At 69.5% G+C, this 13,027-nt stretch carries 11 protein-coding genes; 5 read left to right on the top strand and 6 right to left on the bottom strand.

Annotated features, from left to right (window positions below):
• Position 1: 1 nt before the first annotated feature.
• Positions 2-1,018 carry a lipase family protein gene (locus tag LG391_RS06525; protein WP_225767161.1) on the top strand — a complete coding sequence of 339 codons (1,017 nt, stop codon included), beginning with the start codon at positions 2-4 and terminating at the stop codon, positions 1,016-1,018.
• Between the two features lie 174 nt (positions 1,019-1,192).
• Here the strand turns inward: LG391_RS06525 and LG391_RS06520 are convergent, their stop codons facing one another.
• The 6 genes from LG391_RS06520 to LG391_RS06495 form a co-directional block, all read right to left on the bottom strand.
• Positions 1,193-3,103 carry a S9 family peptidase gene (locus tag LG391_RS06520; protein ID WP_225767160.1) on the bottom strand — a complete coding sequence of 637 codons (1,911 nt, stop codon included), beginning with the start codon at positions 3,101-3,103 and terminating at the stop codon, positions 1,193-1,195.
• Between the two features lie 10 nt (positions 3,104-3,113).
• The gene (locus LG391_RS06515) at positions 3,114-4,136 is read right to left on the bottom strand and encodes an ABC transporter ATP-binding protein (RefSeq protein ID WP_225767159.1); all 1,023 of its coding nucleotides are present in this window, start codon (positions 4,134-4,136) and stop codon (positions 3,114-3,116) included.
• Positions 4,133-5,137, bottom strand: coding sequence for an ABC transporter ATP-binding protein (locus LG391_RS06510; RefSeq protein WP_225767158.1), 1,005 nt, complete (start codon positions 5,135-5,137; stop codon positions 4,133-4,135). Before LG391_RS06510 ends, LG391_RS06515 begins: the two co-directional genes overlap by 4 nt.
• A complete protein-coding gene (locus LG391_RS06505; protein WP_225767157.1) occupies positions 5,127-6,023 on the bottom strand; it encodes an ABC transporter permease in 897 nt (298 codons plus the stop codon). Before LG391_RS06505 ends, LG391_RS06510 begins: the two co-directional genes overlap by 11 nt.
• Positions 6,020-6,937, bottom strand: a complete 918-nt coding sequence (locus LG391_RS06500) for an ABC transporter permease (RefSeq protein ID WP_225767156.1) — start codon at positions 6,935-6,937, stop codon at positions 6,020-6,022. Before LG391_RS06500 ends, LG391_RS06505 begins: the two co-directional genes overlap by 4 nt.
• A gap of 106 nt (positions 6,938-7,043) precedes the next feature.
• Positions 7,044-8,657 (bottom strand): peptide ABC transporter substrate-binding protein, encoded by a 1,614-nt coding sequence (locus LG391_RS06495; protein WP_225767155.1) that lies wholly within the window; start codon positions 8,655-8,657, stop codon positions 7,044-7,046.
• 278 nt (positions 8,658-8,935) lie between these two features.
• On the opposite strand from LG391_RS06495, the gene LG391_RS06490 reads away from it, so the two are divergent.
• From LG391_RS06490 to LG391_RS06475, 4 genes are all read left to right on the top strand, one after another.
• Complete coding sequence (locus LG391_RS06490) at positions 8,936-10,063, top strand: S-(hydroxymethyl)glutathione dehydrogenase/class III alcohol dehydrogenase (protein ID WP_225767154.1); 1,128 nt, start codon at positions 8,936-8,938, stop codon at positions 10,061-10,063.
• Positions 10,063-10,911, top strand: a complete 849-nt coding sequence (gene fghA / locus LG391_RS06485) for an S-formylglutathione hydrolase (RefSeq protein ID WP_225767153.1) — start codon at positions 10,063-10,065, stop codon at positions 10,909-10,911. Before LG391_RS06490 ends, fghA begins: the two co-directional genes overlap by 1 nt.
• A gap of 206 nt (positions 10,912-11,117) precedes the next feature.
• The gene (locus LG391_RS06480; protein WP_225767152.1) at positions 11,118-12,206 is read left to right on the top strand and encodes a Gfo/Idh/MocA family protein; all 1,089 of its coding nucleotides are present in this window, start codon (positions 11,118-11,120) and stop codon (positions 12,204-12,206) included.
• Positions 12,207-12,216: 10 nt separating this feature from the next.
• Positions 12,217-12,798, top strand: a complete 582-nt coding sequence (locus tag LG391_RS06475; RefSeq protein WP_225767151.1) for a gluconokinase — start codon at positions 12,217-12,219, stop codon at positions 12,796-12,798.
• Positions 12,799-13,027 lie beyond the last annotated feature (229 nt).

Raw genomic sequence — 13,027 nt, 5'->3', positions numbered from 1 at the left:
CATGACACCGGAGCAGATCAGGCAGGGTGCCACCGGCCAGGCCGGCACCTCGCCCACGCCCTTCGCGATCAGCTATCTGCAGCTGTGCCAGATCTCATACTTCTCGACCGACCAGATCGCCGAGGCGGTCCCCGGGGTGCCGCCGCCGGGGGAGAACGCGCCGGACTCCTCGATCGGCAGCTGGAGCGTCGTCTGGGGCCCGGCCAAGGACTGGGACGACAGCAACCTCGCCTACGCCGCCGCCTACACCGACGCGGCGTCGAACCTGCCGGTGCTGCTGGTCGTCTGCCTGCGTGGCACCGATGTCCATGTCGACGACCCCTGGGGCATCCTCAAGCAGCTGTTCGAGGACCTGCGGGTGCCCGACCAGGTGGCGCTGCCCTGGGCGTCGACGAGCTCGGCGCGGATCGCCAAGGGCACCCTCTCGGCGCTCGAGGTGATCCAGAAGCTCAGCTCGAACGGCCAGACCCTGTCGGACTTCGTGCCCGGCTATCTGAACGACAACCAGCAGCCGGTGCTGGTCGTCACCGGCCACAGCCTGGGCGGGGCGCTGACCACCGTCGTCGCGCCCTGGCTGCAGAGCCTCGGCACCATCTCCACGCCGGTCGTCCCCGCCACCTTCGCGGCGCCGACAGCCGGCAACGAGGATTTCGCCGCGCTGTTCGCCCAGGACTTCACCTATTCGATGCGCTACTGGAACGACTACGACATCGTCCCGAACGCATGGTGGAACCTGCCGGGCATCGCCACGATCTACCAGCCCTGCAACCTGGCGCCGCCCGGCTATGTCACCGACGGGCTGACACATTTCGAGAACGAGCTGCAGGGCGTCAGCTATACCCAGCCGGCCTTGAACACTCAGCTCTCCGGCTCCTGCAGCAGCCTGGCCAAGACCTGGATCGACCAGGCCGGCGTGCAGCACAGCACCCACACCTACATGGCCCCGCTGGGCGGTACCAACATCATGCCGCCGGGCGGAACGGGGGTGCCGCCGATCGTCGACTACAAGCCGGGCTGAGCGGGCTGATTGGGATCGCTTACACAGTGATGGGCCGTCATCCCGTGCGCGCTGCGGCGCGAAGTGCCGCTGCGCAGACACGGGATCTCGGCGTCAGTCCCGAGAGATCCCGGTTCTGCGGCGCACCGCTTCGTGCTGCGCCGCGCCCGGGATGACGAGATGGAGTCGCTGATATCAGGAACTGCTGGCGGCCGCCGTCACAGTCGCCGGCGTGCCCTGATCCTCGGTATCGCTTGGTCCGAAGGCCTCGTCGAAGAAGGCGATCAGCCGCTCGTACAGCGCCCGGCAGTTGCCGGGCTTGACGATGCCGTGGCCCTCGTCCGGGAACAGCAGCGTCTCATAGGGGATGCCGCGGGCGTCCAGCTCCGCCCGCATGATCTCGACATGCTCCGGCGTCACGTTGGGGTCGGTCAGGCCCTGGACGATCAGCAGGCGCCCCTCGATCCGGCCGACGGCATGGATCGGCGACCGCTCGCGGTACTTCTCCGGCAGCTCGTCGGGCGTGCCGCCCATCATCGCCTCGGAATAGGGGCGCAGGTCCGGCCGGGTGGTCCAGTAGTCGGTGACCAGGTCGGTCATGCCGCAGATCGGGGCAGAGGCGGCGGTCACCGCGCGCGGGAAATGGGTGATCGCCCACCAGGCGGAATAGCCGCCATAGGACAGGCCGGTGATGCCGACCCGGCCCGGCTGCGCCAGGCCGGCATTCATCAGCGCCAGGATGCCGGTGCGGATGTCCTCCTGCTCGCGCCCGCCCCAGCCGTCTTCCTTGATCGCCTCCTGGAAGGCGAGGCCGAGGCCGGTGCTGCCGCGGTAATTCGGCTGCAGCACGTGAAAGCCGGCGCGGCACAGCGCCTGCGGGATGGGATCGAAGCGGCCGTCATAGTGGGCGGTCGGCCCGCCATGGACATGGACCACGGCGCCACGGGCCTCGCCTCGGGCGCGGTAGAGCCAGCCCTGGATTCGCAGCCCGTCGACCGAATGCCACCAGAAGGGCTCGGCCGGGCTCAGCTCCGCCGGGTCGGGCAGGGTGCCTTCGGGCAGCGGCGACAGCATATGCGCGGTCAGCTGGTCGGGCGCCTCGGCCGCCAGGGTGACGATATCGGTCGGCGCCGTGGCCCGGCCGCGCTCCAGCACCCAGCGGCCGTCGGGCAGCGGCGCGATCGGGCGCAGGATGTCGCCGCCGCGGAACACCGGGGCATAGGCGCCGGTCGAGACCATCAGGAACCCGGCCTCGTCCCGCGCGGCGCGGGATTCGATCACCACCAGCAGGTCCTGGCCGCCATCGGCCTGGCGCGGCCATCGCACATGCTCGACCGGGATCGCCGGGGTGTCGATCAGCCAGCGCAGATCGTCGGTCGCCGGGTCGATCAGCCCCAGCCGCTTGTGCGACGGCCCCTCGGCGACGAAGGCCACGCGGGACCCGTCCGGCGACCACACGCCCTCGGCCTTGGCCGGGCCGCCGGGGCTGTACAGCTCGCGGTCCGCGCCGGTCTCCAGGTCGTACACCCACAGCGACCGGCCGCTCGGATGGTGGTCGTTGCGCAGATACAGGATCCGGCGCCCGGTCGGGTCCAGCTTCGGCATCAGCTTGCAGGAGCGCAGCGGCGAGGCCAGGACGCGCTGCACTCCGGTCGCGATGTCGTGCTCGTACAGGTGCAGGATGTCGCCGCCCAGCCCGGTGGCCGGGTCGCGGCTGGCGGCATAGACCAGCCGCCGCCCGTCCGGATGCTGCTGCGCGGAGTAGACGTAATAGCCCGGCCGGTCCGGCAGCAGCGCCTCGGCGGGGCGCGCCGGGTCCAGCCAGACCCGCTGCAGCCCGACCTGCTCCTCGCCGTCGCGGCGGCGGGCGACGATCAGCGCCTGGCTGTCCGGGGCCCAGCTGAAGCTCTCGCAATCCCAGCCGGAGAACGGCTCCAGCAGCAGGCGCAGCGGCGCGTCGCCCGCGGTCGGGGCGACCCAGGGGCCGTTGCCCTCCTCCTTGCCGTTCCACAGCCAGGCCACCCAGCGCCCGTCCGGCGACACGGCCGGGAACAGCAGCCGCGGCGCGGCGATCAGGCGGTCCAGGAAGCCGGGATCGATGCTCATGACGGAAATCTTACCCCAGCACCGCTTCGGTGTGATCCGCCGCCGGCGCATAGCCCAGCTCCTCGACCCGGTGACAGGCGGCGCGGTGGCCGGGGCCGAAGTCGCGCAGCACCGGCACGGCGCGGGCGCACAGCTCCGCCGCATGCGGGCAGCGGGTGCGGAAGGCGCAGCCGGAGGGCGGGCCGATCGGCGACGGCGTGTCGCCCTGCAGCACCATCCGCCGGCGCTGCCGCGCCCGCACCGGGTCCGGCACCGGCACGGCGGAGAGCAGCGCCTGGGCATAGGGGTGCAGCGGCCGGGCGAAGAAGGCGTCGCGCCCGGCGATCTCCGCCTCGCGCCCCAGATACAGCACCATCACCCGGTCGCTGATGTGCCGCACCACGCTCATGTTGTGGGAGATGAAGATCAGCGCCATGCCCATCTCCTGCCGCAGCCGCATCAGCAGGTTCACGATCTGCGCCTGGATCGAGACGTCCAGCGCCGACACCGGCTCGTCGCAGACGATCAGCTTCGGCCGCAGGATGATGGCGCGGGCGATGCCGATGCGCTGGCACTGGCCGCCGGAGAATTCGTGCGGATAGCGATGGGCCAGGGCCGGGGACAGGCCGACCTGGCGCATCGCCTCGTTCACCCGGGCCGCGACCTCGGCCCGCTTCAGCTCCGGGTGGAAGGTGCGCAGCGGCCGGCCGATGATCTGGGCCACGGTCATGCGCGGGTCCAGCGAGGCCAGCGGGTCCTGGAAGATGATCTGCATGTCCCGCCGCCGCGGCCGCAGCGCGTCCTCGGGCAGGCCGGTGACGTCGCTGCCGTTCCAGGCGACGGTGCCGGCGGTGGGCGGGATCAGCTTCAGCACCGCCCGACCCAGGGTGGACTTGCCGCAGCCGGATTCGCCGACCACCGCCAGCACCTCGCCGGGGGCGAGGTCGAAGGACACGTCGTCCACCGCCTTCACCACCAGGGGCGGCCCGCCCAGCAGCCCGGCCGACAGCGGGAAATGGACCTTCAGGTTGCGGACCGACAGCACCGGGGTCATGGCACCAGCTCCGGCACGGCGGCTTGCTGCGGCAGCGGCCGGTGACAGGCGACCACGCGGCCGCTCCCGTCCCGGGCCGGCAGCAGCGGCGGCATCTGGGCGGTGCAGGCCTCGACCCTCCGCTCGCAGCGCGGCGCGAAGGGGCAGCCCGGCAGGTCGCCGGCGGCGGCGCGCGGCTGGCCCGGGATCACCCGCAGCTCGCCTTCGCGGCCCTCCAGGTCGGGCGTCGAATCCAGCAGGCCGCGGGTGTAGGGGTGTGCCGGGTCGGCGAACAGGGGCTCGACCGGCGCCGCCTCCATCACCTTGCCGCCATACAGCACCAGCACCCGGTCGCACATCTCGGCGACGACGCCGAGGTCGTGGGTCACCAGGATCACCGCCGTTCCCAGCTCGCGCACCAGGCCGCGCAGCAGGTCCAGCACCTGGGCCTGGACGGTGACGTCCAGCGCCGTGGTCGGCTCGTCGGCCAGGAGGATGCGGGGATTGCACAACAGCGCCATGGCGATCATGACGCGCTGCCGCATGCCGCCCGACAGCTGGTGCGGATACTGCCGCATGCGGCGCTCCGCATCGGGGATCTTCACCCGGTCCAGCATCCGCGCCGCCGTCTCCCAGGCGTCCTTCTTCTTCAACCCCTGGTGCCTGATCAGCACCTCGGTCAGCTGCGTCCCGACCCGGTGATAGGGGTTCAGCGAGGTCATCGGGTCCTGGAAGATCATGGTCATGGCCGACCCGCGCAGCCGGTCCAGCCCGCGCCGGTCCAGCGCCAGCAAATCCTGCCCCTCGAAACGGATCCGGCCGGTCGCGGTGCCGTTGCCGGCCAGCAGGCCCATGATCGACAGCAGGATCTGGCTCTTGCCCGACCCGCTCTCGCCGACGATGCCCAGCACCTCGCCGCGACGAACGGTGAAGTCGACGCCGTCCACCGCCACGGCCTCGCCCCGGCGCGTCCGGAAGCGGATCGCCAGGTTCTCGACGGCGAGCAGCGGGTCAGCGCTCATTGGGGTCGAAGGCATCGCGCAGCCCGTCGGCGACGAAGTTCATGCAGAACAGGGTCAGGGCCAGGGCCAGGCCCGGCAGGATCAGCATGTGCGGGTCGGTCTCGATCTTGGCCTGGCCCTCGCTGATCAGCACGCCCCAGCTGGTCTCCGGCGCCTGCACGCCGAGGCCGAGGAAGCTGAGCAGGGATTCGCTCAGGATCACGTCGGGGATCAGCAGGCTGGAATAGACGATCACCACGCCGACGCAGTTCGGCATGATGTGCTTCAGCACGATCTGGCGCTTGGTCATGCCGCCGGCCCGCGCCGCCTCGATGAACTCGCGGTTGCGCAGGGCGATCGCCTGGGCGCGGACGATGCGCGACGGCGTCAGCCACAGCGACAGCACCACGGCGATGATCACGGCGGTGCTGCCGCGCCCCAGCGCCATGCTGATCAGGATGACCTGGAAGATGTAGGGGATGCCGTACAGCACGTCGACGATGCGCATCATCACCTGGTCGACCACGCCGCCGAGAAAGCCCGCGACCGACCCCCAGGTGACGCCGATGGCGACCGCGATCAGCGTCGCCACCAGGCCGATGATCAGCGACACCTGGCCGCCGGCCATGATCCGTAGCAGCAGGTCGCGGCCCAGATCGTCGGTGCCGAAGGGATGCGCCGAGAACAGGTCCAAGGGCGCGTTCATCGCCTCGAAATTGGCGTCGTCCGGCTCGTAGCCGTACAGCAGCGGCCCGCCGAAGCAGAAGACCACGATCAGCACCAGCATGACCAGGCTGGCCACGGCGGCCCGGTTGGCACGGAACCGGCGCAGCGCCTCGCGCAGCGGGCTGACGCCCTCGGCGCCGTCTTCCTGTGGCGCGGCGAGATCGGCAGGGACGTCGGTCATGTGCGCGACCTCGGGTCCAGCAGCATCTGCGCCACGTCGGTCACCATGTTGAACAGGATGATGCAGCTGCCGTAGACCAGCGTGACCCCCATCACCATGGTGTAGTCGCGGCTGATCGCGCTCTCGACGAAGTAGCGGCCGATGCCGGGCACGGCGAAGATGGTCTCGATCACCATCGACCCGGTGATCAGCCCGGCGGTGGCGGGACCCAGATAGGCCACCACCGGGATCATGGCGCCGCGGATGGCGTGGTGGGTCAGCACCCGCCACTCGCCCACGCCCTTGGCCCGGGCGGTGCGGATGTAGTTGCTGCGCAGCGTCTCGATCATCGCGCCGCGGGTCAGCCGGGCGACATAGGCGATGTTGGGCAGCGCCATCGCCACCACCGGCAGCACCATCGACCGCCAGCCATTGTCCCAGCCGGCCACCGGCACCAGGCTCAGCATCAGGGCGAAGACGATCTGCAGGATCGGCGCCATCACGAAGGTCGGCACCACGATGCCGCCCATGGCGACGGCGCTGACCAGGTTGTCCAGGATGCCGTTGCGCCGCAGCGCCGCGACCACGCCCAGGGTGACGCCGGCGACGGCGTAGAGCAGCGTGGCCCACAGCCCGATCTGCAGCGAGATCGGCAGGCCGTGGCCGATCAGCTGCGTCACCGTGTATTCGCGGTAGTACATCGACTGGCCGAAATCCAGCCGCGCGACGTCGCCCAGGAAGCGCAGATACTGCTGCCACAGCGGCTCGTTCAGGTGGAACTGCGCCTCCATCCGGGCGATCAGGGCCGGCGGCAGCTTCTTGTCGTCGTCGAAAGGACCTCCCGGCGCGAAGCGGATGACGAAGAAGGTGATCGTCGCCAGCGCGAACAGCGTCGGCACGCTGCCCAGCATGCGGCGAAGGACGGACAAGACCATCGGCCCTGGTGGCTCCCCTACGGCCTGTTTTCCCGCGCTATCCTATTAAAATCCTCCCCCTCCCCCCGCGGGAGGGGGAGAGTGAAACAGCAGGCCCCGCCTCCGACTACTTCTCGATGCTCAGATATTTCGACATCGGGTGGCCGATCGGGTTGGCGCCCCAGCCCTTGACGTAGGTCTGGACCAGCAGGTTGTCGCTCGACACCGTGATCGGGATGAACACGTACTGGTCCAGCATCCGCTGCTCGGCGCGGCCCAGGATCTCGTAGAACTTGGCCTTGTCCGCCGCGTTGGCGTTGGCCTCGTCCATCAGCTTCTCGTACTCGTCGTCCTTCCAGTGATAGCTGGGCGTGCCGGTGTAGCGCAGCGAGTCCAGCCAGGTCTTGGCCTGCGGATAGTCGCCGCCGTAGCTGTCCATGCAGACCTGCCAGGTGCCGGTGTGCAGCTTCTCCAGCCAGGTCTTCACCTCGGTCAGGTCCAGCTTGGTGCGGACGCCCAGGTTCTGCTTCCACATCGCGACGATGCCCTCGACCCGCCGCTTGCTGGCGGCGCTGGACGGGCCGATGATCTCCAGCTCCAGCGGCTTGTCCGGGCCGTAGCCCGCCTCGGCCAGCAGCTTCTTCGCCTCGGCCAGGCGCTCCTCCCTGCTCAGCCCCGCCTCCTGGACCTTGCCGGGCTTGTAGCTGGGGTCCTGGTTGATCGAGAAGGTGTACATCGGCACGTTGCCGGCCTTCTCGATCTTCTCCTGCAGGAAGTCGCGGTCGATGGCATAGGCCAGCGCCTTGCGCACGCGGATGTCGGACAGCGGGCCGGCATCGGGCTGGAAGCTCAGGTACTTCATGCCCAGCGTCGGGTTCTGGTGCAGCTCCTGCGGCCGCTCGGCCTTCAGCTTCTCCAGCTGCTCGACCGGCACCGTCATGGTCGTGTCCAGCTCGCCCGCCAGATAGCGCTTCAGCTCGGTCGAGGCATCCTCGGTGACGTGGTAGACGACCGTGTCGATCTTGACGTTGGCCGCGTCCCAGTAATGCGGGTTCTTGACCAGCACCACCTTCGACTGCGGCACGTATTCCTTCAGCATATAGGCGCCGTTGCCGACGAACAGCTCGGGCCGGGTGTAGTCCAGCTTGTTGCCGGCGGCCTTCAGGCTCGGCTCGTGCACCGGCGCCGTGGTGTGGAAGTCGAGGATGTAGGGCGCGTCCGGCATCGGGTAGTCGAGCGTCAGCACGACCGTGCGGTCGTCCGGCGCCGCGGCGCCCAGCTGGCCCGCATCCTTCAGATTGCCCTCGTTGAACGCCTTGCCGTTCTTGATCGGCAGGACCGAGGTCAGATAGTAGGCGTGGTTCGAGGCCATCTCCGGATCCAGCGCGCGGACGATGCCGCGCACGAAATCGGCCGCCACCATCGGGTCGCCGTTCGACCATTTGAGGCCGGGCCGCAGATGGAAGGTCCAGGTCAGGCCGTCGGCGCTGGTCTCCCATTTCTCGGCCGCGCCCGGCTGCGGGTTGCCCTGCGGGTCCAGCACCAGCAGCGCCTCGAACAGGTCGGCGACGATGTAGTTCTCGCGCGCGCCGGTGTTCAGCTGCGGGTCGAGGGTGGAGGGCGCGCTGCCGAAGCCGCGGTTCAGCACCGTCTCCGCCGCCGCCGGGCCGGCCAGCGCGCCCACCCCGGACACCGCCAGGCACAGGGCCAGGGCCATGGCCGATTTGTTCAGAAAGCTCATGCGATCCCCCAGATCCGTGATCCCCCTCCGCCGAGGCAGCTTTGACGGTCCCGGCTTGGCCGGCCCGATGCTTGTGTGCCTTCCTGCCTCATGCGTGCGCGGGAACGTTCCGCCCCGCCGGTCGCGATTTGGGCAGGCCCCCGTCGCTCCTGACAAGGCACGAAAGCGACGGAGGCCTGAACTTCAGGTTATCGGGCGAAGCCGCGGCATGTCGGGCCTGGGACTGGGGCGACCTGTCCGCTAGGGTTTCGCCGGACGATTCGCGAGGAGCCGGGAAGATGAAGACGCGTGCCGCCGTAGCCGTCGCCGCGGGGAAGCCTCTGGAGATCATGGAGGTGGACCTGGAGGGCCCGAAGTTCGGTGAGGTTCTGGTCGAGATCAAGGCGACGGGGATCTGCCACACGGACGAGTTCACGCTGTCGGGGGCGGATCCGGAAGGTCTGTTCCCGTCGATCCTGGGGCATGAGGGCGCGGGGGTGGTGGTCGATGTCGGGCTGGGGGTGACCAGCCTCTCGAAGGGCGACCATGTGATCCCGCTGTACACGCCGGAATGCCGGCAGTGCCCGTCCTGCCTGTCGCGCAAGACCAATCTGTGCACGGCGATCCGGTCGACCCAGGGTCAGGGGCTGATGCCGGACGGCACCAGCCGGTTCTCGGTCGGCGGCGAGCGGATCTTCCACTACATGGGCTGCTCGACCTTCTCGAACTTCACGGTGCTGCCGGAGATCGCGCTGGCCAAGGTCAACCCGGACGCGCCGTTCGACAAGATCTGCTACATCGGCTGCGGCGTGACCACCGGCATCGGCGCCGTGATCAACACGGCGAAGGTGGAGGAGGGCGCGACCGCGATCGTGTTCGGGCTCGGCGGCATCGGGCTGAACGTGATCCAGGGACTGCGGCTGGCCGGGGCCGACATGATCATCGGCGTCGACCTGAACAATGCGAAGAAGGAGTGGGGCGAGCGCTTCGGCATGACCCATTTCGTCAACCCCAGCGAGGTCGAGGGCGACCTGGTGCCCTATCTGGTGAACCTGACCAAGCGGGGGGCGGACCAGATCGGGGGTGCGGACTACACCTTCGACTGCACCGGCAACGTCAAGGTGATGCGGGCGGCCTTGGAGAGCGCGCATCGCGGCTGGGGCCAGAGCATCGTGATCGGCGTGGCGGGGGCGGGGCAGGAGATCTCGACCCGTCCGTTCCAGCTGGTCACCGGGCGGGTGTGGAAGGGCACGGCCTTCGGCGGCGCCCGCGGCCGGACCGACGTGCCGAAGATCGTCGACTGGTACATGTCGGGGAAGATCGAGATCGACCCGATGATCACGCACAAGCTGCCGCTGGAGCGGATCAACGAGGGCTTCGACCTGATGCATGAGGGCAAGTCGATCCGCACGGTGGTGGAGTTCTGATGTCGGGCGAGATCACCACCCGGAGCAGGCACCGGGCCTTCGCGGGCGAGGTCGGGTTCTACAGCCACGCCTCGGCCGAGATCGGCGGCGAGATGCGCTTCGCGGTCTACGTGCCGCCGCAGGCGCAGGAGCGTCCGGTGCCGGTGCTGGTCTACCTCGCCGGGCTGACCTGCACCGAGGAGACCTTCATCATCAAGGCGGGCGCGCTGCAGCATGCGGCGGAGTTCGGGCTGATGCTGGTGGCGCCGGACACCAGCCCGCGCGACCGGCGGCACCCGGGCGACGACGAGAGCTGGGATTTCGGGCTCGGGGCCGGGTTCTACCTCGACGCGACCGAGGCGCCCTGGCGCGACGGCTACCGGATGCATGCCTATGTGACGCGGGAGCTGCCGGAGGTGATCGGCAAGCACTTCCCGGCGCGGCGCAGCGCGATGGGGATCTTCGGGCATTCGATGGGCGGGCACGGGGCGCTGGTGGCGGCCTTGCGCAATCCGGGGCTCTATCGCTCCGTCTCGGCCTTCGCGCCGATCGCGGCGCCGTCGCAGTGTCCCTGGGGGCAGAAGGCGTTCTCGCGCTATCTCGGCCCGGACCAGTCCACATGGGCGCAATGGGACGCGACGGCGCTGGTGGAGGGCGGGGCGCGCTGTCCGGACCTGCTGATCGACCAGGGCGAGGCGGACCAGTTCCTGGAGCGCGAGCTGCCCCCGCATCTCCTGGAGGCCGCCTGCCGCAAGGCCGGCCAGCCGCTGACCCTGCGCCGCCACCCCGGCTATGACCACGGCTACTACTTCATCTCCACCTTCATCGCCGACCACATCCGCCACCACGCCGGGGTGCTGAACGGGTAGGCCGGAGCCGCCCCCTCACCCGAAATCGCTGCGTGATTTCGACCTCTCGCCGAGGGAGAGGTGAACCACCCCTCTCCTCGGGGAGAGGGAGGGGCCCGATGCGAAGCAGCGGGAGGGTGAGGGGGAGAACCGGCCCAGGGGACTTGACCAGGCCGGGCAGACGGTGTCGACAGTCTTCTCTCCACCATGACCCAGGGAGTCCCGCCATGACCGAACCGGTGCGCGTCCTCGTCGTCGGAATCGGCCATATGGGCCTGTCGCACGCCCTGGCCTATCACCGGCTGGAGGGGTTCGAGATCGTCGGCCTCGTCGCCCGCTCGATCGCCAAGGCCGACCTGCCGGCCGAGCTGGCGGACTATCCGCGCTTCGCCGATTACGGCGCGGCCCTGGCCGAGACCCGGCCGGACGCCGTGTCGATCAACACCTGGTCCGACACCCATGCCGCCTTCGCGCTGCAGGCGTTGGATGCCGGCGCCCATGTGTTCATGGAGAAGCCGATCGCCACTACGGTCGAGGATGCCGAGCGCGTCGTCGCCCGGGCGAAGGAGACCGGCCGCAAGCTGGTGGTCGGCTACATCCTGCGCGTGCACCCGTCCTGGATGAAGTTCATCGAGGTGGCGAAGACGCTCGGCAAGCCGCTGGTGATGCGGATGAACCTGAACCAGCAGAGCTCCGGCCCCTCCTGGACCTGGCACAAGAACCTGCTGCAGTCGCTGTCGCCGGTGGTCGATTGCGGCGTCCACTATGTCGACGTGATGTGCCAGATGACCGGGGCCAAGCCTGTGCGGGTGCACGGCATCGGCGCCCGCCTGTCCAGCGAGGTGGCGATCCACAATTACGGCCATCTGCACGTCGTCTTCGACGACGGCTCGGTCGGCTGGTACGAGGCCGGCTGGGGCCCGATGATGAGCGAGGTGGCCTATTTCGTGAAGGACGTGGTCGGGCCGAAGGGCTGCGTCTCGATCGTGGTGCCGCAGGACGGGCAGGGCGAGGCCAGAACCGACGCCATCTCCGATTCCGCCGACATCGACCGGCACACCAAGACCAACGCGCTGAAGCTGCACTCCGCCGCGATCGACGCTGACAACCACTTCGTCGACAAGGACCGCTGGATCACCATGGCCGACGAGCCCGGCCACCAGGAGCTGTGCGACCGCGAGCAGGAATTCTTCCTGCGTGCGATCCGCGAGGACCTGGACCTGACCGACTCCATGCAGGCGGCGATCGACAGCCTGCGCATCGTGCTGGCGGCGGATGAAAGCTTCCGTACCGGCGAAGTCGTGAAGCTCAGCTGAGGACATGCCCATGCCGGCCGCGGACGCGACCCAAATTTCGGACTCCGGCCGCGGCGGCCCGCCCGGCGTGGTCATCGTCATGGGCGTCTCCGGCTCGGGCAAGACCACGATCGGCAAGCAGCTGGCCCGGCGCATGGGCGGGGTCTTCGCCGATGCCGACAGCTTCCACCCGCCGGCCAACATCGAGAAGATGAAGGCCGGCCACCCGCTGACCGATGACGACCGCTGGCCCTGGCTCGACGCCATGGCGGCGCAGATCGGGCAGTGGCTGGCGGATGGCCAGCCGGCGGCGCTGGCCTGCTCCGCCCTCAAGCGGGTCTATCGCGACCGGCTGGTGGCCGGCCGCCCGGGCGTCGCCTTCCTCTACCTCTCGGGGTCGGAGGCGGTGATCGCCACGCGCCTGGCCAACCGCAAGGGCCATTTCATGCCGCCCTCGCTGCTGCGCAGCCAGTTCGAGACGCTGGAGCCGCCGGGCGACGGCGAGCGGGTGGTCACGGTCGACATCCGCCACCCGCCGCGCCGCATCGTCGACATCGCCGCCCGCAGGCTGGGGCTGGGGGCGCAGGTTTCCCGCTTGGCCGACGGGGCGTGATCTCTTTGCCGAATGCGGCCTCTTCGAAAACGTGCGAGCCCACATCTTTAATCCTCCCCCTCCCCTTGCGGGAGGGGGCAGGGGGAGGGGCTGCGCGCGTCCGCGCGCGAATGGGCAGGGCGCCGAACTCGCCGTCCGTGCCGGTTTGAGACAGTCTGTGCCCGCTCCAGCCGAGAGAACCCCCTCCCCCTAGCCCCTCCCGCAAGGGGAGGGGGAGAGTGATATGTTG

It is taken from the genome of Inquilinus sp. Marseille-Q2685 (assembly GCF_916619195.1).
Classification (GTDB): domain Bacteria; phylum Pseudomonadota; class Alphaproteobacteria; order DSM-16000; family Inquilinaceae; genus Inquilinus.
Note: the sequence above shows the minus strand (reverse complement) of the source record. Positions and strands in the feature narration are given on the sequence as shown.